We start from the raw sequence: 19,732 nt of genomic DNA, 5'->3' as shown, positions 1-19,732 counted from the left end.
ACCGCCCTGCCCTCAATCCTCGCAGCGCACGCGAGTGACGCCTTCGCCGGCATCGTCGCCGACGAACAGGGTGTCCGGGCCGTCCAGACGCAGGAGCCGCTCGGCCGCCCAGGTCTGGCCTTCGCCTTCGTAATCCGCAGCCACACGCACCGCGTCATCGTCGAGTGCCAGCACCGATGTCGGCGTGGCGATGCTTTCGTGGAAGCGCAGCGCGCCCGGTTCGACACGCAGCGCCATATCGCTACCGCCTGACTTGCAGGCTTCGGCATCCGCATCCCAGCGGCCGAGGAAGCGATCGGGAAGTGTCGTCGACGCCTCTTCGTCGACCAGCTCGCCCGGCGGCGTCGGAATCGGCATTGATGCAGGCCGCGCGCAGCCGCGGAACGGGCCGCGGCCATCGATGGTCAGCAGGCCGGTCATCGGGAAGCGCGCGCCGGACATGTCGTCCTCGCAGCGCATCCGGCGCACGATCAATACCACCGAGCCTTCCGCATCCGATGCGTCGATACGCCGCCCGTCGGCGGTCATCGAAGCGCGTGCGCCAGTGAGGCGGCGTTCCGTCGTGTCGATGCCGCGCAGGATTACCGTGTCGCCCTCGACAGTGGCCTGCCAGAACGGTTCGTTCGTCGACACGACCACGTCGTCGTCGCTGCTCGCGGCCGGCGCAGCCGCATCCGGTGCTGGCGTCGCAGGCGCGGTGGCGCTGCCGGGCGCACCGTCGGGTTGGCAGGCGGCCAGCAGCAATGCGGCAGGCAGCAGCAGATGGACCGGGTGGATTCGCATTGCACGGTGTCCTCGGAACGGCGTCGCGACAGCATCGCCGGACTCGTGTTCATTTTTGGTCATTCGGTCCGGAAACCGACGCAAGCGCATGATTGCGTTGCGGTTTTCGCTGCAGCGCAGCATCGTCGCGCGGTGTCGATTCCGGGTGAAAATATCCAGCATTTTCAATATGTTATACTTCCGGACCTTCGCTGATATTGCCGGAGGTCCGCCATTCCAGTCGTCCGTAATCTCGCCGCGCTGTTCGCCGGCGTCGCCCTGCTGCTGATGGGCAGCGGTCTGCTCGGCACCCTGCTGGCGGTGCGCGGCCGGATCGAGAACTTCGACGACCAGACGATGGGCCTGATCATGTCGGGTTACTTCGTCGGCTTCTTTCTCGGCACCTATCTGGCGCCAGGCCTGATCCAGCGGATCGGCCACATCCGCGCCTTCGCGTTCTACTCGGCGCTGGTCGCCGCGGCGATCCTGCTGCATCCGGTGTTCGTGAACCCCTGGGCCTGGGGCGCGCTGCGCGTGCTGACCGGCGTCGGGCTCGTCGGCCTGTACACGGTGATCGAAAGCTGGCTCAACGTGCAGGCGCCGCCGGACAAGCGCAGCCAGGTGTTCGCGGTCTACATGGCGGTGAATCTACTGGCGCTGGCCGCCGGCCAGTGGTTCATCAGCTTCATGGATCCGTCGACCTTCGTGCTGTTCAGCGTCGTTGCGATCTTCATCTGCGTCGCGGCGTTGCCGGTCGTCGCCAGCCGCATGGTGCAGCCGACGCTGCCTGCGGTACCGCGGCTTGCACTCGCGGCGCTGTGGCGCGCGGCACCAGCCGCGGCTACAGGTTCGTTGCTGGCGGGCCTGGCGATGGGCGGCTTCTGGGGCATGGGCGCGGTGTACGCGACCGGGCTCGGCCTCGATCTGCAAGGCATCGCCGCGTTGATGAGCGCGACGATTCTCGGCGGCGCGCTGCTGCAATGGCCGATCGGCCGCGCGTCGGATCGCGGCGATCGGCGCACGACGCTGGCGATCATCTGCGCGATCGCGGCGGTGATCGGCGTGGCAATGATGTTCGCCGCCGACCGGTCGCATTTCGCGCTGTTCGGCCTGTTCTTCCTGTTCGGCGGCGTGGCCTTCGCGATCTATCCGCTGTGCGTCGCGCATCTGCTCGACCATCTGCCGGTCGAGGACACGCTGTCGGGCTGCTCGAGCCTGCTGCTGCTCAACGGTGTCGGCTCGGCGATCGGCCCGGCGCTCGCAGGTGCAGCGATGGTGCGCTTCGGGCCATCCGCCCTGCCCGCCTCGTTCGCGATCGTGCTCGGCGCGCTGGCGATCATCGCCGCCGGCCGTCGCCTGATCCGTCAGCGCGACCGCGACCATCCGTCCGTCTTCCATCCGATGCTGCGTACCACCCCGTCCGCGCTCGAATTGCTGCCCGAAACCGGCCCCGCACCCGAGGGCCCCGACCTTTCCGATCCACACCACAAGGACCCACGTTGACTCAGGAAACCACCACCACCGACCTCACCCCCGCCAATACCCCGTTCGTACCGCGACTGATGCTCGCGACCGACCTCGACGGCACCTTCCTCGCCGGATCGCCCGCGCATCGCCAGCAGCTCTACCGCCTGGTCGACCGCCATCCCGAGATCCGCCTCACCTTCGTCACCGGCCGCGGCCTCGAAGCCGTCATGCCGCTGCTGTCCGACCCCAGCCTGCCGCGTCCCGACTACGTGATCTGCGATGTCGGCGGCACCGTCGTCGATGGCCACACCCTGCAGCCGATCCAGCCCTTGCAGACGCGCATCGACCGTCGCTGGCCGGGTGAGCGCGCGGTGGCCGATGCGATGGCCGGTTTCACCGGCCTCGTGCGCCAGGACGTGCCGCAGGAGCGCCGCTGTTCCTATTTCTGCGAACCCGAAGCGCTGGCCGGTATCCGCGGCGACATCGAGGCCACCGCACGCAAGCTCGGCTGCTCGGTGCTGTATTCGGCCGACCGCTATCTCGACATCCTGCCGCCCGACACCGACAAGGGCCGCACGCTGGCCGCCCTCGCCGACCATCTGGAACTGCCGCGCGACCGCGTGCTCGTCGCCGGCGACACGCTCAACGATCTGTCGATGTACACCTCCGGGTTCCAGGGCGTGTGCGTGGGCGAATCCGAGCCCGCACTCGTCAAGGCCACCGACCAGCTGTCGAATGTGTTCCAGGCGCAGGCGCCGGGCTGCGGCGGCATTCTCGAGGCGATCACGCATTTCGATCTGCTCGAATCCGATGACCCCTATCTGCGCCAGACGATCGAGCGCACCACCGGCCAGTCGGATCTGGTGATGGTCTATCACCGCCTGCCGTACGAGGAGTACGTGGAGGATGGCCAGCGCAAGCGCCGCCGCCCGACCTCGCCCAACGGCATCATTCCGAGCCTGCTCGGCTTCTTCGGCAGCGGCCAGAAAGGCTCGTGGGTCGCGTGGAGCGTCGACGATCCCAAGCTCGGCAAGTTCGAGACGCGCACGCCGGTCGATCCCGATGCGTATCCCGATCTCACCGTCGCGCGCGTGCCGCTGACCCAGACCGAGGTCGATGCGTTCTACAAGCGGTTCTCGAAGGAAGCCTTCTGGCCGATGCTGCACACGTTCTGGGAGCGCGCACGCTTCAACGAGGACGACTGGAACATCTACCTGCGCGTGAACCGCAAGTTCGCCGAGGCCACCGCCGCCGAAGCCGCGCCCGGTGCGACCGTGTGGCTGCACGACTACAACCTGTGGATGGTGCCGGCGTATCTTCGCGAACTGCGCCCGGACGTGCGCATCGCGTTCTTCCACCACACGTATTTTCCGTCGGCCGACGTGTTCAACGTGGTGCCGTGGCGCCGCGAGATCCTCGGCAGTCTGCTGCAATGCGATTACATCGGCTTCCACATCCCGCGCCAGGTCGAGAATTTCGTCGACGTGGTCCGCGGTGCGATGCCTACTGAAACGCTGGCCCGTGAAGGCTGCGCGCCGCGCTTCCTGACCTACGGATGCGCGGTCGGACTCGACGAGACCACGACGCGCATCCGCGTCGGCGACCGCGTCGTCGGCCTGGGCGCACATCCGGTCGGTACCGACATCAAGCGTATCGAGACCGGCCTGGCGCACCCACGCGTGCGTGTGCGTCTGGAGCAGATCCGCCGTGAGTTCTCGGGCCGCAAGCTGGTGCTGTCGGTGGAACGCCTCGATTACACGAAGGGCACGCTGGAGAAACTGCTCGCGTTCGAACGCCTGCTCGGCGAACAGCCGGACCTGCGCGGCAAGGTCAACCTGCTGATGGTCTGTGTGCCTGCGGCGAAGGAGATGACCGTCTACCAGGAGCTGCAGACGCAGATCGAACAGGCGGTCGGTCGCATCAATGGTCGTTACGCGATGCTCGACTGGACGCCAGTGCGCTTCTTCGCGCGAGGTCTGCCGTTCGAGGAAGTGCTGGCGCACTACGCGGCTGCCGACGTCATGTGGATCACGCCGCTGCGTGATGGCCTGAATCTGGTTGCCAAGGAATTCGTGGCCGCGCACGGCATCGAAGGCTCGTCGGGCACGCTGGTGCTGTCGGAGTTCGCCGGCGCCGCCGCGGAACTCAAGGGCGCGGTGCTCACCAATCCGCACGATCTGACCGATCTCGTCGCCGGGTTGCGACAGGCCCTGTCGATGCCCGAGCACGAAGCCGTCGGCCGGCAGCGACAGCTGTTCGACATCGTCCGTTACTACGACGTCGAACGCTGGGGCCGCGATTTCCTCGAAGCGGTCGAGACCGCCGGCAGCGGTGCCGACCAGCACCGGTATGCGATGCGCGGCCTTGCGGCCTGACGAGGGCGTCTTTCGAGGCTGAGACCGGCCACGCAAGGCATATGGATCGTCCGGTCTGCGCGGCACTGTCGCGCAGACCGGCACATCGACGTGCGACGCGACCCGACATCGCGCGCCTCGAACGCAGACGTGGCACCTGCCGCCCGGCGCACGACAGGGTCCGGCCGGAACAATGCGCCACTCTCCGTTCACGCCGTCGTGCCTAGCCTGCAGCTTCTGTCGGTGACGCACGCCGACGCCTATATCGAACAAGAGGATTCCGCATGCGCGCAGCATCCGCCACCGCTCTCCTGCTCACGCTCGCCCTGACCGCCTGCGGGGGCGAATCGACCCCGGCATCGCCGGCTGCGGACGCCACGCCGCCCCCACCACCGCCTGCAGCAGCGGAGGAAGCCCCACCGACCGGCTCGCTGGCTGCACGCGAAGCGGAAACGGCACCGTCGAACACGATCAACTACGACTGCGAAGGCACACGCATCACCCTCGCGCAGGAAGGCGAAGGCGACGAGGCCCGGGTGCAGTTCGTGGTCGATGGCGTGACGCTGGATCTGCCACGTGCCGAAACCGCGCAGGGCGATCGCTTCGCCGACGCGGATGGCAACGTCTTCTGGAGCCATGGCACCGACGAGGCCCGTCTCACACTTCAGGGCCAGCACGAGCGCAACTGCGCGCGCGTCTACTGACGCGTCGACCCGTTCATCGCCTCCGTCGACCGGAGGCGATATGCTCGGTGACCTCCCCTCCCGCCCCACGCGTCGATCCGATCCACCCAAGGCAAGGAGACGACCATGCGCTGGTTCACCCCCGTGTTCACTGTGGCCATCGGCCTGTCGCTGGCGGCGTGTTCGCCGGCGGACGCACCCCCCGTCGACGATGCGGCGACGCCGCCGACCGGCAGCACGGAAGAGACACCGCCCGATCCCGAAACGCCGAGCACCGATGCAGCGCCGCTGCCACAGGTGATGCATTACGACTGCGAGGGCACGCCGGTCGATGCGACCTTCGATGGTCGGGGCCAGGTCAGCGTTGCCGTCGACGGCACCACGTATGTGCTGCGCACCGGGGAAGCCGCATCCGGTGCCAAGTACGTCGACGAGGCCGGCGTCGTGCTGTGGACCCGCGGCGCGAGCGACGCGCTGCTGAGCCGCCCCGACCATCCCGACCGCACCTGTACCGGCGACGCCGCAGCGCCGGTCTGAAGATCCGCGTGCGCGCGTTTCTGCGCGCGCACGCGATCCACATGCAGTGCATGGCTCATGTTCCCGGGAAGCCCAGCCGGCGCGCAGCGCCTGCACGTCCCGGTGTGCCGTCGTTACGCAGGTAGACCATCGTCCAGCAGGCATGTCATGCCCGGGCGGCTAAGCTGGGCGGTCGTTCCCCACGACGGTATCCACCATGTTCCAGCGCGCCACGCGCCTGTCCGTCCGACTCGTCGAACGGTTCCTGCCCGACGCCTACGTCTTCGTCCTGATCTTCACCGCGCTGGCCTTCATCGCCGCCTTCGCGATCGAACAGACTCCGCCGCTCGAACTCGTCCGCTACTGGGGCACCGGTTTCTGGGAGCTGCTCGGCTTCTCGATGCAGATGCTGCTGGTGCTGGTGACCGGCTTCATTCTCGCCAAGACCCCGCCGGTCAAACGCGGCCTGACCTGGATGGCCTCGCGCTGTCGCACGCCGAAGAACGCGATCGTCGTCGTGACCCTGGTCGCGATGGCCGCGAACTGGATCAACTGGGGCTTCGGTCTGGTGATCGGCGCGCTGTTCGCGCGTGAAGTCGCACGCTTCGTCAAAGTCGACTACCGCCTGCTCGTCGCGAGCGCGTACTCGGGTTTCATCATCTGGCATGGCGGTCTGTCGGGATCGATTCCGCTGACCATCGCGACCGAAGGCCACTTCATGCAGGAGGCGATCGGTCTGATTCCGACATCGGAGACGATCTTCGCGCCGTTCAATCTGCTGATCGTTGCGCTGCTGGTGATCGCGATTCCGCTGATCAATCGCGCGATGACGCCGTCCGACAAGGACGCCGTGTTGTTCACGCCGCCCGAAGATCCCGAACCACCGGTGCTCGCGCAGGATTCGAGCCCAGCCGAGCGTCTCGAGCACGGCTGGATCCTGTCGGTCGCTGTCGGTGTCGCGGGTCTGGTGTTTCTTGCCGATCACTTCATTGCCGGGGGCGGACTCAACCTCAACATCGTCAACTATGGCTTCCTGATGCTCGGCATCGTGCTGCATCGCACGCCGGCCCGGCTGCTGGCCGCGCTGCAGGAAGCGATCAAGGGCGGCGCGGGAATCGTGATCCAGTTTCCGTTCTACGCCGGCATCATGGCGATCCTCGTCGGCTCGGGCCTGGCGACGACAATGTCGGAGTGGTTCGTGTCCTTCGCCACGGCCGGCAGCCTGCCGTTCTGGACCTTCCTCTCGGCCGGCCTGATCAACATGTTCGTCCCGTCGGGTGGCGGCCAGTGGGCGGTGCAGGCGCCCGTGATGATTCCGGCCGCGCAGGCGCTGGGCGCCGATCTGCCGCGCGTGGCGATGGCGGTGGCCTGGGGCGATGCCTGGACCAGCATGCTGCAGCCGTTCTTCGCCCTGCCGCTGCTCGCGATCGCCGGGCTCAAGATCAAGGACATCATGGGCTACTGCCTGATGCTGCTGTTCGCATCCGGCGCGATCATCGGTCTGGTGTTCCTGCTGCTCTGATCGCAGCTGCAGAGCCCGCCGCGCGCATGACGCGCGGCGGGTCCTGATTCACTCCGCGTGACGCTCGGCGATCTCCGCCAGTCGCGCATCGAGCGCTTCGCGCGGCCACCAGCGGCCGCGTGCCATGACGCCCAGCGGCGCCTGCGCATGCGACAGGTCTTCGCGCGGATCGCCGGCCAGCAACACCAGATCCGCGCGGCGGCCGACCTCGACGGTCCCGAACGCATCGGGCGTGCCCAACGCCAACGCCGCATTGCGCGTGCCGGTGACCAGGACTTCGTACGGCGTCAGGCCGGACGCCTGCATCATCGCCATCTCGCGATGGATCGAGAAGCCGGGCACGTTGAAGAACTGCGGCGCATCGGAGCCGAGCACGATCGGCGCGTCGCCGTCGTGCAGCGCTTTGAGCAGTTCGCGGCGCAGTTGGACGAGTGCCTGCGCGGCGTCGAGCTGGAAGGTGTCGCGCGCCGCGTATTCGTGCTTCGCCCGGCGCCAGCGCTCGCGCTCGGACGCCGGCATGTAGCGCATCTCCGGCCACTGCAGCATCGCCTCGGGGGTTTCGGGCGACGCCATGTGCTCGACCAGGGTCAGCGTCGGCACATTCCAGGTGCCCGCCGCACGCGTGCGCGAGACAGCCTCCTCGATACGGCCGCGATCGGCCCACTGCACCCAGCCACTGCCGAACCAGCCCGCTTCGCGCTCGCCGGTATCGGTGCCCGGCGGCACGAGGAACTCGACATAGCGGTCGAAGTGATCGATCGAGGCCTGCTTCGCATCGAGCGCTACGTCGAGCGGAACGCCTTCAGGAATATGGCCGGCAAACGGAATACCGACCGCGTGTGCGGTCCCGGCCATGCGCGGATACGCATCGGCCGGAATGCTGCCGATCTTGACCAGATCGAAACCGGCGGCGTGATGCGCGCGCACTTCGCGTTCGGCTTCGTCGGCATCCTTGCTGCGCAGCCACGGGCTGGCGACGACCATCGTCGGACCGTTGACCTCCCCGCGTTCGATGCGCGCCCGCAGCTCCGGATGCGAGACGTCGCCCGACATGTTGCGCACCAGCGTGACGCCGTTTGCCAGATACAGATCCAGCGTGTCCTGCACGTAGACCGGATCATCGCCGCCCGGCACGTGGCCGTGGAACTCGGCTAGGCCCGGCATCAGCACGCGCCCTGCGCCGTCGATGCGCGTCGCATCGTCCGGCACTTCGATGTCGTCGCGCGGGCCGATGGCGGTGATGTGGCCATCGCGGACGACGACGGTCTGAGAGGACAGACGTACGTCGCGGTCCATCGGCAGCACGTCGACATCGACGAATGCGAACGTGCCGGCGGCGCCGGCATCCGCGGTCGTCTGCGCCTGCACGGCGCCTGCCAGCAGCAGGCTCGTGGCCGCGAGCCCGTGCCACCACCTCATGTGGACGGACGCGCGTGCAGCGCGACGTTGAGCTGGTCGATCACGACGATCCAGTCGGCGTCCTCGATGCGTTCCTCACGCAGCAGCTGCGCCTGCGAGTCTGTCCAGAACGGCGCTTCTTCCAGGCGCACGTCATCGGGCAGCGGACCATGTTCGGCGATGAAACCGCGGATCGAGGCCTCGTCGTTGGGCAGGCCCAGCTGGGCGAAGAGTTCTGAGAACGGATGGACGGTCGATTCCACGATGCACTCCAGGTTGGTCGTGCATCGAGCCTAACGTGGCCTGCGTCAACGTCACTTCAGGCGGGTGTGGTGTTCCGGACGCCGGAAACGCGAACCGCCCGGCATGCGGGCGGTTCGTATGTACTGCAGCGGCGTACGGACTAACTGACGACTTTCTTCGCGACCGTCAGGCCCAGCACGAACAGCACGACCGCGATGATGATCGCAGCCCAGAACAGGAACTTCGCGATGGCGAACGAGCCGCCTGCGATACCGCTGAAACCCAGCACACCGGCCACGAGACCGATGACGGCGAAAATGATGGCCCACTTGATCATGACGTCGACTCCTTCGGGGCGGCGCAACCGCGCGCCGCCAGTGACAGCAAGTCTCCGCCGCACATGGTGCTGAACGCGTGAAACATGGGCGATCAACGGATGCGCCGCGCGAGTGCACCCAGCACGCACACCATCCAGACAAGGATCAGGACGATCACCGATTTCTGCGCAAGTCCGCGCGGCGCCTCCCGCCAGATCGCCAGCACCCATATCGACGCAAAACACAGCAGCGCCAAGGGCAGCGCCCAGCGTGCCGTACGGCGCCAGTCGGGATCGCGCAGGAAACCGAGCGCCTGCACCACCATGCCGGTCGTCGCGAACAGGAACGCACCCTGTGCGGAGATTCCATGGATCAGGCCTTCCAGCGAACGGTCCAGACCCGGAATGTCCATCCACGCGTACGCGGTGATCGACAGCGACGTGGCAGCGAGCGCGAACAGCAACAGGGCCGCTGCGCTGCGGATCCTGGGGGCATGCGTTTCGCGCAGTGCCCAGCCCAGCGCGACCATGCCGGCACCGAGTGCGACATACGCGGCCTGCAGCAGCGCGCCCCAGTCGCCGATCAGATACAGGCTCATCTGGCTGGCCACCGGATCGAGTTCGGGGCGGCGCAGGTGCAGCGCGATCGCCGCGATGACGAACAACGCGAGGCTCACGGCGGCGATGCGGTGCGCGTGGCGGAGTGCCGGGCGCCGCGCAGGGTTGATGGATGCGGACATCGGAAACAGGTGTCGGAAATTCGCGACGCATGCTACCCGAGCCGTCACGTTCCGCTAGCCGCCCGCCCGCGACGATGCGGTCCACTCCGCAATCCCGTGCTCCGATGCCGCGCGATACCCGCAACCGCCACGCCGCGATCCGCCTGCCCGACCTGCGCATCGACAGCTGCAACCTGCCTCTGCGGGACCTTGACGGTGACGGCTTCCTCGGCGACCGCGCAAGCCAGACGGCGTTCCGGCGGTTTCTGGATGCGCGACGCCGGCACCACTTCACCGGAAAGCGCGATCCCTTCGGCCGCACCGCGACACATGCCATTCCCAAGAGCGAGATCGATCTGGTTCTGGTGGGCGGCGATGCCGATGCGGCGCATCTGGTGCATGCCGCGGTCGAGGATCACGCGCATCAGCTGGCCGGCGTGGTGCGCGGATTCCTGGCCACGGACGAGTGGCGCGGCGTGCGCCGCATCGTCATCGGTGGTGGCTTTCCGGGCAGCCGCGTCGGCAGCCTGTCGGTCCGCCGCGCCGCGCGCCTGCTCAAGCTGGCGCGCAGTGGCGTGGATCTGTCGCTGCTGCGCCACGATGGCGACGACGCCGGTCTGCTCGGCTGGGTGCCGCTGGCACCGGCGGTGACGCACCGCCACAACGCGTTTCTGGCGGTCGATATCGGCGGCACCAACATCCGCTGCGGCATCGTCGCGCCGCAACTCGACCAGCGTGATGACGGCAGCCGCGCCCGCGTGCTCGAGCGCAGCCAGTGGCGCCATGCCACCGAATCCCCCGATCGCGAGGAAGCCGTGGCGCGGATGGCGGCGATGCTCAATGGCCTGATCGCCCACGCCCGTACCCTGGGTCTGCGGCTGGCGCCCTTCGTCGGCATTGCCTGCCCGGGCCAGATCGCCGTCGACGGCCGCATCCTGCATGGCGCGCAGAACCTGCCGGGCAACTGGGAGGCCGAGGATTTCAGCCTGGCTGCCGCGCTCCAAGGACGCCTGGACCGCATCGGCAAGCGCGCGCCGCAGGTCCTTCTGCACAACGATGCCGTGGTACAGGGCCTCAGCGAGCGCCCACGCATGACCGCGGTCGAGCGCTGGGGGGTGCTGACCATCGGCACCGGCCTGGGCAACGCCAGCTACACCAACCACCGCGCCTGAACCGTCCGGAGGCCGCCGGGCCGGCCCCGGGCCCCCGGGTGCTATGCTCGATCCTCGGGCCGCGCCCGATCCGTGCGCTCCGCGCGACCTGAGCCGTCGCCCGCCTCGCTTTCTCTCCCGCGTGACCGCCCCATACGGGGCTCCGCTCTCAGGAAGCTTCGTGCCCGGTTACTCCACACGTATCGTGACCGCACAGGTCGGTGGCCATGCCTACCGCCTGCGCGTGCTCGGCGATCTGCAGCAGTACGCCGATCCCGATGGCCACGGTGCGGACCTGGGAATTTCGTCCGCGCAGTGGTCGCTGTTCGGCCAGCTGTGGCCTTCGGGCCGCCTGCTTGCGCAGACGATGGAGCGCGCGGATGTGGCCGGCAAGCGCATTCTCGAGACCGGCTGCGGCATCGGCCTGTCGAGTCTGGTGCTGCAGCGTCGCGGCGCGATCGTGGTCGCATCGGACATGCACCCGCTAGCCGAAGGATTTCTCGCCTACAACGCGGCGCTCAACGCGTTGGATGCGGTGCATTACCGGCAGATGCGCTGGGATGTCGAACTCACCACGCTCGGGCGGTTCGACATGATCATCGCGTCCGACGTGCTGTACGAGCGCGCGCACGCGGCGCAGCTGGCCGATGTGGTCGAGCGCTACGCGCAGCCGAATGCGGAGATCGTGATCAGCGATCCCGGTCGCGGCAACAGCGCGGCGTTGAGCCGGCTGCTCGACGCGCAGGGCTTCTCGCTACACGAGTCGCGCGCGGGTATCGACAACGAGGCGGATGCATTGCCTCGCGGTCGGGTGCTGTTTTACCGCCGTGGCATGGGACGTCTGCAGTGAGCGAACGTGCCGACTGCGACCGTTGCGATGCCGTGTGTTGCCGCCTGACGGTGGTGCTGCAGCCGGGTGATGTCGTCCCGGAACGTTTTACCGACGTCACCGCCGCCGGACTGCCGGTCATGGCGCGTGACGAGGAAGGCTGGTGCGTCGCCATCGACAGCGCCCGCATGTGTTGTTCGATCTATGAAAGCCGTCCCGACGTGTGCCGCCGATTCGTCATGGATGGTCCCTACTGCCGCGATATCCGTGCCGACTACATCGACCGCGGCAATCGTGGCATCCCGCTGGCGATGTATTGACGGAGTCCACCGGATGTCCCGTACCAAAACCCCGAGTCCCCCGCAGTCCGACACCCGCCACCTGTTCGCAGGCGGCCGCAAGCCGAACGAGCGCGGCGCGTCGCTGACCAGCGACCGCATCGCCGATGATCTGGCCTCGTTCCGCAAGTCGGGCGGCAAGATCGAAGTCCTCGGAAACACGCGCACCCTGACCCGCATCGATGCGCCGGTCGAGGCACCGCCTGTCGAAGCCGCGCCGCGCAAGCGCCGCGCGAGCTGAACCCCGCGCCGTCGTCCCGACGACGGCGCGTCGATCCGCCTGTCCCTAACGTGTGGGCCTGTCCTGTCCAGGTACCGCCCACATGTCGCTGACACCACCGATCCGCTCATTGGATGCCACTCCCCTGCTCGATCGCGTGGTGCTGGTCACCGGCGGCGCGCAGGGCATCGGCCGTGGGATTGCCCAGGCGGTGCTGGGCGCGGGTGGACGCGTGGTGATCGGCGATCTCGATCGCGATGCCGGCAAGGCCTGCATTGCGGAATGGAATGTCGGTGAGCGCGCCCGTTTCCTGCCGCTCAACGTCTCGCGCGAAGCCTCGGTCCGCGCATTCGTCGACAAGGCCCACGTGGCCTGTGGGCGCATCGATGGCCTCGTCAACAATGCAGGCCCCGCAGACCCGGTCATCGATGACGTCTCGACGCTGTCGCTGGTCGAGTGGCGCCGTTTCATCGACGGCCATCTGACCGGCACCTTCCTGTGCAGCAAACATGCCCTGCCCGCATTGCGCGAGGCTCACGGCGCGATCGTCAACATCGCGTCCAGCCGGGTGCTGCAGTCCGAGCCGCACACCGAAGCCTATGCCTCGGCCAAGGGCGGCATCGTCGGATTCACCCACGCGCTGGCGATCAGCGAAGGCCCGCAGGTGCGGGTCAACGCGATCAGTCCGGGCTGGATCGTGACCGATGACTGGCGCAAGCCTTCCGCGCGTCGGACACCGAAGCTGTCGAAGCGCGATCACAGCCAGCACCCTGTGGGACGCGCCGGCATGCCGGACGACATCGGTGCGCTGGCCGTGCATCTGCTCTCCCACGCTGCCGCGTTCATCACCGGCCAGAATCTCGTCGTCGATGGCGGCATGACGCGGAAGATGCTGTACGCCTGACGCGGGCATCACGCTGCACCCCGTGCGCTGAACCGCAAACGTGGGCACCCGCTGTTTTCACCTGCGATTGCCCGGGCGCTTGCAAGCATGCAAGCCTGTCATCCGCTCGGAGAACACCCATGAAGCCGATCCGCACCCTTGTCGCTCTTGGCCTGCTGTCGCTGGCTGGCACGACGCTCGTCCACGCACAGACCTATGGCCCGCAGGACGAAGGACGCCGCTTCAACGACGGCAGCCGCGTGGTCTGCAACGACGTCGAAGTCCGTCGCAACAGCACCGATCCGAACCGCGTCGGCGGGACCGCAGCGGGCGCCGTGATCGGCGGCCTGGTGGGCAACCAGATCGGTGGCGGCAACGGTCGCAAGCTGGCCACGGTCGGCGGCGCCGTCGCAGGTGGCGCGATCGGTCGCAACGTGCAGGGCAACCGTCAGGAAGCGAACGGCAACCGCGTGGTCGAGACCCATTGCGAGCGCGTGCGTCGCTGATTCCGGGACGCCTGTTCCGACAATTCGATCACCCGGACGGGTCGGCCATGTGCCGGCCCGTTCGCGTGTGGGCGGGTGTCACCAGACCAGGTCGTCGGGCACGGCGTACTTCGGATCGTCGTAATCGTCATCGCCGCCCTGTGCCGGCGCGTCGCTGCCGTGATCGAGCACGATGGCCTGCGGATCGCGTTCGCGCACGCGCGCCACCACCGCGCGCGGCAACAGCACGAAGCTGCTGTCGAGCCGCGCGATCACCAGCGCACCGCTGGCCAGCTGGCGCGCCTGCGCGTCGTCGACGACGACGCTGCGGATGCCGCCGTCGACATCGAAGCGATACGCGCGCTCTCCGGACGACTTCACCTGGTTGTCGGCGATCAATTGCCGCGCCTGGCCACGACGCTCGCGTTCGCGGGCTTCCTCGTTGCGGGCCTGCGCGAGCGCGCGATCGCGCTCGGCCTTCTCCTGACGCAGGCGCTCGGCCTCGCGCTGGGAATCGGTCTTGGCCGTGGGCTGTTTGCCGTGCCGCGCCTTTGTCTGCTCACGCGCGATTTCGGCGACCTTGCCCTTCTTGACCAGGCCGGCCTTCAACAGCTGTTCCTGCAGCGGATTGCGCATGCCACATCGTCCACGGTGTTCGGACGTCGATGATACCGGCTGCGTGATATCCGCTCCGGCGCTATCGTGCCGCGATGGATCCACTGCCCTATCTCGCCGGTTATCCGGCCGATGTCCAGATGCGCGTGCGCGCACTGCGCGACGACGGCCGTCTCGGCGACTATCTCGCCCGGCGCTATCCCGACCCGCATGCGATCCGCAACGATCGCCAGCTCTACGACTACGTGCAGGCGCTCAAGGACCGGCATCTGCGCCAGTCCACGCCGCTGCACAAGGCGATCTACGACGGCAAGCTGCAGGTGCTCAAGCACGCGCTGGGCACGCATACGACCATCTCCCGCGTGCAGGGCGGGCGGCTGAAGGCCAATCGCGAGATCCGCATCGCCAGCGTGTTCCGCGATGCGCCTGCCGCATTCCTCGAGATGATCGTCGTGCACGAGCTGGCGCATTTGAAGGAGAGCGACCACAACCGCGCCTTCTACAACCTGTGCACCCACATGTCGCCGGACTACCACCAGCTGGAGTTCGATCTGCGGCTGTATCTGATGCACCGGGACACGCCGGATACCGCGCGGGGCTGAGCCGAGCACCATAGGATCGTTGATCCTGATGCAACGATCCTTCCCGATCTGCCGGGTCGTTCTATTGGTGATGCATCGCCAGACTTGTGAACAGGCCGCAGCACGCGGCATCGATCCATCCATCACGAGTCCCGACCATGTCCAACACCTTCATTGCCGCTGCCACCCGCCGCCGCAGCCAGTATGCCCTCGGCAAGTCGCTGCCGCTGTCGCAGGCCGACGCCACCGCATTGATCCAGGAAGCCGTGCGCCAGGCGCCCTCCTCGTTCAACTCGCAGAGCTCGCGCGCCGTGATCCTGTTCGGCGACCAGAGCCTGAAGTTCTGGGGCTTTGTCGAGGACGCGCTGCGCAAGATCGTGCCGGCCGATGGCTTCGCCGACACCAAGGCCAAGCTCGACAGCTTCGCAGCTGGCGCCGGCACGGTGCTGTTCTACGAGGACACCGCGACGGTGCAGGCGCTGCAGGAGAAGTTTCCGCTGTATGCCGACAACTTCCCGGTGTGGTCCGAGCATGCGAGCGGCATCGCGCAGTACGCTGTGTGGACTGCGCTGGCCGAAGCGGACATCGGCGCGAGCCTGCAGCACTACAACCCGCTGCCCGACGCCGCGGTCGCGGCCGAGTGGGATCTCCCGTCGACGTGGCGCCTGCGAGCACAGATGCCGTTCGGCTCGCACGAAGCCGGTTTCGGCGAGAAGACCTTCATCGACGACGCGATCCGGTTCCGCGTCCACGGCTGATCCCCGCCGCGCATTCCGGTCATCGGCAGGCCCTGCGTAGAATTGCAGGGCCTTCTTTCGTCTGGAGTTCCGATGCGCCTGCCGATCCGTCCCGCGTCTCTCGCGCTTGCGCTCGCCGGTGCCTGCCTGCTCACCGCATGCGCGCCCGTGCCACGCGGCGAAACGGCTGACGCGCGCGCCAGCGTCGCATCACCGACGCAGGCCTCGATCTTCTTCGAGCGCTTCACCGACGAATGGATGCGGCGGCAGCCGTCGTCCTCCACCGCGAGCCGATACTTCGGCAACGCCGAGCAGGCGCGCATGGATCGTGAACTCACACCGCAGACGCAGGCATTCCGCGCAGAGACCATCGCGCTCGCGCAGCGCGGACTGACCGAACTGTCCGCGCTCGACCGCGCGTCGATGGGTGACACCGACCGCGTGTCCGCCGAGCTGATGGACTGGCAGCTGCGCAGCCTCATCGAAGGCGACCGCTTTGATGACTACGGGTTTCCGCTGCAGCAGTTCAGCGGCACCAACGTCGGGCTCCCGAACCTGATGACCGTCGTGCATCCGCTGCGCACGGCCGCGGATGCCGACAGCTATCTCGCGCGTCTGTCGCAATTCGAAGCCCGCATGGACGAGTCCACCGCGCGTGCATCCGAGCTCGCCGCGCGCGACGTGCTGCCGCCACGTTTCATCGTCGAGGCGACCATCGCGCAGATGCGTCGCTTCGTCGCCGATGCGCCCGCGCGCAATCCGCTGGTGGCGACCTTCGACACACGCCTGCAGACCGTCGACGCCATCGCTGCGTCCGCCCGTGCTGCGCTCGTCGACAGGGCGACGCAACTGGTCGAAAGCGGCGTCTATCCCGCATGGTCGCGCGCGATCGCCGAACTCGAACGCCAGCTGCCGCGCACGACCGACGATGCCGGTCTGTGGCGCTTCCCCGACGGCGCGCAGGCCTACGCGTTCCAGCTGCGACGTTTCACCTCCACGGCGTTGAGCGCCGAGGATATCCACGCGATCGGCCTGCGGGAAGTCGCGCGCATCGAAGCCGAGATGGACACCATCTTGCGTTCGATCGGCCGTAGCGACGGCAGCGTCGAAGCGCGCCTCAAGCAACTCCGCACGGATCTCGCCTACCCGGATGACGACGCCGGCCGCGCCGCGATCATGGCCGACATCGACACGATGATGCGCGACGCCGAGCGTCGCAGCGATGCGCTGTTCGACATCCGTCCGCGCTCGGCGGTGATCGCCCAGCCCTACCCCGAATACCGCTGGGACAGCGCCGCCGCCAGCTACACCGCGCCGCCGCTCGACGGCTCGCGACCGGGCGTCTACCAGATGCCGTTGCGCAAGGACCGCCTGACGCGTTTCGGCCTGCGCACGCTGGTCTATCACGAGACCGTGCCGGGCCATCATTTCCAGGTCGCGCTGTCGGTCGAGAACGCCGCGTTGCCGAAGTTCCGCCAGACGCGTGCGCTCGGTGGCATCTCCGCCTTCAGTGAAGGCTGGGCGCTGTACGCCGAACGTCTCGCCGCCGAGGAAGGCTGGTACGAAGGCGATCCCGAAGGCCGCCTCGGCCAGCTCGACGCCGAACTGTTCCGCGCGCGTCGTCTGGTCGCCGACACCGGCCTGCACGCGATGCGCTGGACGCGCCAGCAGACGATCGACTACGGCATTCCCGCATCCGAAGTCGACCGCTATGTGGTCATGCCCGGACAGGCGACGTCCTACATGATCGGCCAGCTCGAACTCGTGCGCCTGCGTGACAAGGCGCGCGATGCACTAGGCGACCGCTTCGACCCGCGCGCCTTCCACAACCGCGTGCTGCTGACCGGCGTGGTGCCGCTGGAGCTGCTGGAGCGGGAGGTGGACGACTTCATCGCGCAGGCGAGGACCTGATGCGCCGGCGCTGGATCGCAGCCGGCTGCATCGTCGCCGCAGGCCTGCTGGTTGGCGCGTTCTTCGCCAGGCCTACCGGTGCGGATACGGACGTCGTCCCACCTTCACCTGCGCGCGAGGTCGCCCACGACGCAGGCGAATCCCCGCTAGGGGCAAAGCGCCCGGCCATTCCGGATGGGCCGTTCGACGCGCAACGCGTACAGCTCGAAGCCGCAGCGGCCAATGGCGACCCACATGCCGCGTTCCGGCTGGGCCAGGCGATTGCGCATTGTCTCGACTACAACCCTGTCGCCAGTGGCCGGGCAGCACAGATGATGGCGGAACTGATCACACAGGCAGGCACGAGCATCCGGATCGGCGGCCGTCCGCTCGGGGATGAGCGCAGCATCGACACGGTCCTGTTTGCGCAGCAGGAAGCCCGCCGGATGTGCGCCGACACCGGCAGCCTGCGCGCCAGCCCACCGACGCTCGACGCCTACCATTACATCGCGCAGGCAGCCCAGGCTGGCCATCCCCGAGCAGGCGCCCTGTATCCGGATGTGGCCTTCCTCGAATTCCGATCGCCGATCGAACTGATCGACAACGCCGAAGAAGTCGACAGGCGCCGCGAACGTGCACGCGCCTACCTGCTGGCCGCCGTTCGCGCGGGCGAACCCGAAGCGCTGCTCGCCGCGTCACGCGCTTACGCTGCGGACGGTTGGCTTGCCCGTGATCCCGAGCAGGCTTTGGCCTATTGGCTTGCCTACACGGCAAGCGACGATTTCATGCGCATTCCCGAAAGCCTCGCCAGTGACCGGACGGCGGAACTGGAGGCGATGGTCACCGCGTCGCAACGGGAGCAGGCGGAGACACGCGCTGCCCGGCTCATGGATGTTTCAAGGGAGCGAACAGATGCGAACTGAATCTCTGATGCGGTGCCTGCTGGCGGCGGCCCTGCCGATCGCGCTGCTGTCGGCCTGCGCGGACCGGGAGACGGGGGTGCCGCCTGCTACGGAGATGACGCCTGCTGGAACCGACGTGTCCCCCACTACGGCTGCACCCTCCGAAGTCACGCGCGGGGCCGGCTCGACCACGTTGTCTGAACTGCAGCAATCACTGGAAGCGAACAGCCCAGGCGCCGGCATCCCCTCGATCCAGCGCAAGACCCGTCAAGAGGTTGCCGCCCGATTCGCAGCGTCGGCAGACGCCGGGGATCCGGCCTCGGCCTACATCGCTGGTCGAAGCCTGGCCGAATGTCACCGGATCCTGCGCGAAGACACGCCCGAGGCCATGTTGTCCCGCCAACGCGAAGACACGCTCGAACTGCAGCAGCGCGAGGGCTCGCCGGGATACGAAATGTTGCGTCAGCAACTCGAGCAAAGATCCGCCAGACGGGTCGAGGCGTATTCGGATTGCAACGCGCTCGCGCCGGGGCTGATCGCACGATCAGTCGGGTGGCTGGAGCAGGCGGCAGCGGCGGGCCACCTGGATGCCCGCAAGGATTACCCGTCACTGGCGATGCTCGAGTTCGAGACACGCGAGGGCATCATCCGCGACCCGATGGAAGCGCGACGGCGGCAGGCGCTCGCACGTGAATACCTCGAAGAGGCCGTCCGGGCGGGCGATTCTCGGGCGCTCGATCTTTACTTGGGTGCCCAATATGGTCGAGGCCCCCTGTACCCGGAGGACCGCCGGGCCGCTCAGGTCTACGGATACGTGCAACAACTCGTTTCGCATCAGCCGAAAGCCTCCGATCGGGTGGGCGACGCTGTCCAGGCAAGGCTGGACAGACTCCGCGTCGCGCAAGGCGGCGCGTCACGCGAGGACAGGTTCCAATCGTTGCTCAGGAACGGCCCGTCCCGCTCTTCATCGGACGCATTCAGCGACGCGGAGTGGGCTGACATCACCGCCGAAGGCCGGCAGATCTTCGAGGACACGTTCCGGACTAGCGCTCCAGGTCGCTGAAAGTACGATCGCGGCGTCATTGCCGCTCGCGTGCCCCGGGCGGCAACCGTCGGGCGAG

At 67.6% G+C, this 19,732-nt stretch carries 22 protein-coding genes; 16 read left to right on the top strand and 6 right to left on the bottom strand.

Annotated elements, in window-relative coordinates; all coding sequences use genetic code 11:
* Positions 1-12: 12 nt before the first annotated feature.
* On the bottom strand, positions 13-1,203 hold the full coding sequence (locus tag AC3A4E_RS09135) for a hypothetical protein (protein ID WP_487632083.1): 1,191 nt from the start codon (positions 1,201-1,203) through the stop codon (positions 13-15).
* Between AC3A4E_RS09135 and AC3A4E_RS09130 the strand changes: the two genes are divergently transcribed.
* The 5 genes from AC3A4E_RS09130 (at position 1,084) to AC3A4E_RS09110 (ending at position 7,304) form a co-directional block, all read left to right on the top strand.
* On the top strand, positions 1,084-2,265 hold the full coding sequence (locus AC3A4E_RS09130) for an MFS transporter (RefSeq protein ID WP_487632045.1): 1,182 nt from the start codon (positions 1,084-1,086) through the stop codon (positions 2,263-2,265). The genes AC3A4E_RS09135 and AC3A4E_RS09130 overlap by 120 nt on opposite strands.
* Entirely contained in the window at positions 2,262-4,604 is a 2,343-nt protein-coding gene (ggpS, locus tag AC3A4E_RS09125; protein ID WP_487631171.1) for a glucosylglycerol-phosphate synthase, read from the top strand. Before AC3A4E_RS09130 ends, ggpS begins: the two co-directional genes overlap by 4 nt.
* A 263-nt stretch (positions 4,605-4,867) precedes the next feature.
* Positions 4,868-5,287, top strand: coding sequence for an MliC family protein (locus AC3A4E_RS09120; RefSeq protein WP_487631170.1), 420 nt, complete (start codon positions 4,868-4,870; stop codon positions 5,285-5,287).
* 105 nt (positions 5,288-5,392) lie between these two features.
* Positions 5,393-5,803 (top strand): MliC family protein, encoded by a 411-nt coding sequence (locus tag AC3A4E_RS09115; protein ID WP_487631169.1) that lies wholly within the window; start codon positions 5,393-5,395, stop codon positions 5,801-5,803.
* Positions 5,804-5,999: 196 nt separating this feature from the next.
* Positions 6,000-7,304 (top strand): short-chain fatty acid transporter, encoded by a 1,305-nt coding sequence (locus AC3A4E_RS09110; RefSeq protein WP_487631168.1) that lies wholly within the window; start codon positions 6,000-6,002, stop codon positions 7,302-7,304.
* Between the two features lie 48 nt (positions 7,305-7,352).
* Here the strand turns inward: AC3A4E_RS09110 and AC3A4E_RS09105 are convergent, their stop codons facing one another.
* The 4 genes from AC3A4E_RS09105 to AC3A4E_RS09090 form a co-directional block, all read right to left on the bottom strand.
* On the bottom strand, positions 7,353-8,723 hold the full coding sequence (locus AC3A4E_RS09105; RefSeq protein WP_487631167.1) for an amidohydrolase family protein: 1,371 nt from the start codon (positions 8,721-8,723) through the stop codon (positions 7,353-7,355).
* Positions 8,720-8,965, bottom strand: a complete 246-nt coding sequence (locus AC3A4E_RS09100) for a DUF2789 domain-containing protein (RefSeq protein WP_487631166.1) — start codon at positions 8,963-8,965, stop codon at positions 8,720-8,722. The genes AC3A4E_RS09105 and AC3A4E_RS09100 overlap by 4 nt, the downstream gene beginning before the upstream one ends.
* Before the next feature lie 140 nt (positions 8,966-9,105).
* On the bottom strand, positions 9,106-9,282 hold the full coding sequence (locus AC3A4E_RS09095) for a DUF1328 domain-containing protein (RefSeq protein WP_487631165.1): 177 nt from the start codon (positions 9,280-9,282) through the stop codon (positions 9,106-9,108).
* A gap of 92 nt (positions 9,283-9,374) precedes the next feature.
* A complete protein-coding gene (locus AC3A4E_RS09090) occupies positions 9,375-10,001 on the bottom strand; it encodes a DUF998 domain-containing protein (protein WP_487631164.1) in 627 nt (208 codons plus the stop codon).
* Between the two features lie 104 nt (positions 10,002-10,105).
* Between AC3A4E_RS09090 and AC3A4E_RS09085 the strand changes: the two genes are divergently transcribed.
* The 6 genes from AC3A4E_RS09085 to AC3A4E_RS09060 all read left to right on the top strand — a co-directional run bounded on the left by AC3A4E_RS09085 (position 10,106) and on the right by AC3A4E_RS09060 (position 13,907).
* On the top strand, positions 10,106-11,152 hold the full coding sequence (locus AC3A4E_RS09085) for an ROK family protein (RefSeq protein ID WP_487631163.1): 1,047 nt from the start codon (positions 10,106-10,108) through the stop codon (positions 11,150-11,152).
* A 160-nt stretch (positions 11,153-11,312) separates the two neighbouring features.
* A complete protein-coding gene (locus AC3A4E_RS09080; RefSeq protein ID WP_487631162.1) occupies positions 11,313-11,981 on the top strand; it encodes a class I SAM-dependent methyltransferase in 669 nt (222 codons plus the stop codon).
* Positions 11,978-12,280: a YkgJ family cysteine cluster protein gene (locus AC3A4E_RS09075; RefSeq protein ID WP_487631161.1), complete on the top strand. Its 303-nt coding sequence runs from the start codon at positions 11,978-11,980 to the stop codon at positions 12,278-12,280. The genes AC3A4E_RS09080 and AC3A4E_RS09075 overlap by 4 nt, the downstream gene beginning before the upstream one ends.
* Positions 12,281-12,293: 13 nt before the next feature.
* Positions 12,294-12,539 (top strand): hypothetical protein, encoded by a 246-nt coding sequence (locus AC3A4E_RS09070; RefSeq protein WP_487631160.1) that lies wholly within the window; start codon positions 12,294-12,296, stop codon positions 12,537-12,539.
* An 82-nt stretch (positions 12,540-12,621) separates the two neighbouring features.
* Positions 12,622-13,422, top strand: coding sequence for an SDR family oxidoreductase (locus AC3A4E_RS09065; protein ID WP_487631159.1), 801 nt, complete (start codon positions 12,622-12,624; stop codon positions 13,420-13,422).
* A gap of 119 nt (positions 13,423-13,541) precedes the next feature.
* Positions 13,542-13,907: a glycine zipper 2TM domain-containing protein gene (locus tag AC3A4E_RS09060; RefSeq protein WP_487631158.1), complete on the top strand. Its 366-nt coding sequence runs from the start codon at positions 13,542-13,544 to the stop codon at positions 13,905-13,907.
* A 78-nt stretch (positions 13,908-13,985) separates the two neighbouring features.
* Here the strand turns inward: AC3A4E_RS09060 and AC3A4E_RS09055 are convergent, their stop codons facing one another.
* Complete coding sequence (locus AC3A4E_RS09055) at positions 13,986-14,522, bottom strand: DUF2058 domain-containing protein (protein WP_487631157.1); 537 nt, start codon at positions 14,520-14,522, stop codon at positions 13,986-13,988.
* 74 nt (positions 14,523-14,596) lie between these two features.
* Between AC3A4E_RS09055 and AC3A4E_RS09050 the strand changes: the two genes are divergently transcribed.
* From AC3A4E_RS09050 to AC3A4E_RS09030, 5 genes are all read left to right on the top strand, one after another.
* Positions 14,597-15,103, top strand: coding sequence for a M48 metallopeptidase family protein (locus AC3A4E_RS09050; protein WP_487631156.1), 507 nt, complete (start codon positions 14,597-14,599; stop codon positions 15,101-15,103).
* A 137-nt stretch (positions 15,104-15,240) separates the two neighbouring features.
* Positions 15,241-15,840, top strand: a complete 600-nt coding sequence (locus tag AC3A4E_RS09045) for a nitroreductase family protein (protein WP_487631155.1) — start codon at positions 15,241-15,243, stop codon at positions 15,838-15,840.
* A gap of 72 nt (positions 15,841-15,912) precedes the next feature.
* On the top strand, positions 15,913-17,730 hold the full coding sequence (locus AC3A4E_RS09040; protein WP_487631154.1) for a DUF885 domain-containing protein: 1,818 nt from the start codon (positions 15,913-15,915) through the stop codon (positions 17,728-17,730).
* A complete protein-coding gene (locus AC3A4E_RS09035) occupies positions 17,730-18,632 on the top strand; it encodes a hypothetical protein (protein ID WP_487631153.1) in 903 nt (300 codons plus the stop codon). The genes AC3A4E_RS09040 and AC3A4E_RS09035 overlap by 1 nt, the downstream gene beginning before the upstream one ends.
* Positions 18,622-19,674 (top strand): hypothetical protein, encoded by a 1,053-nt coding sequence (locus tag AC3A4E_RS09030; protein WP_487631152.1) that lies wholly within the window; start codon positions 18,622-18,624, stop codon positions 19,672-19,674. Before AC3A4E_RS09035 ends, AC3A4E_RS09030 begins: the two co-directional genes overlap by 11 nt.
* Positions 19,675-19,732 lie beyond the last annotated feature (58 nt).

It is taken from the genome of Luteimonas sp. Soil_N_1, assembly GCF_057656255.1.
Note: the sequence above shows the minus strand (reverse complement) of the source record. Positions and strands in the feature narration are given on the sequence as shown.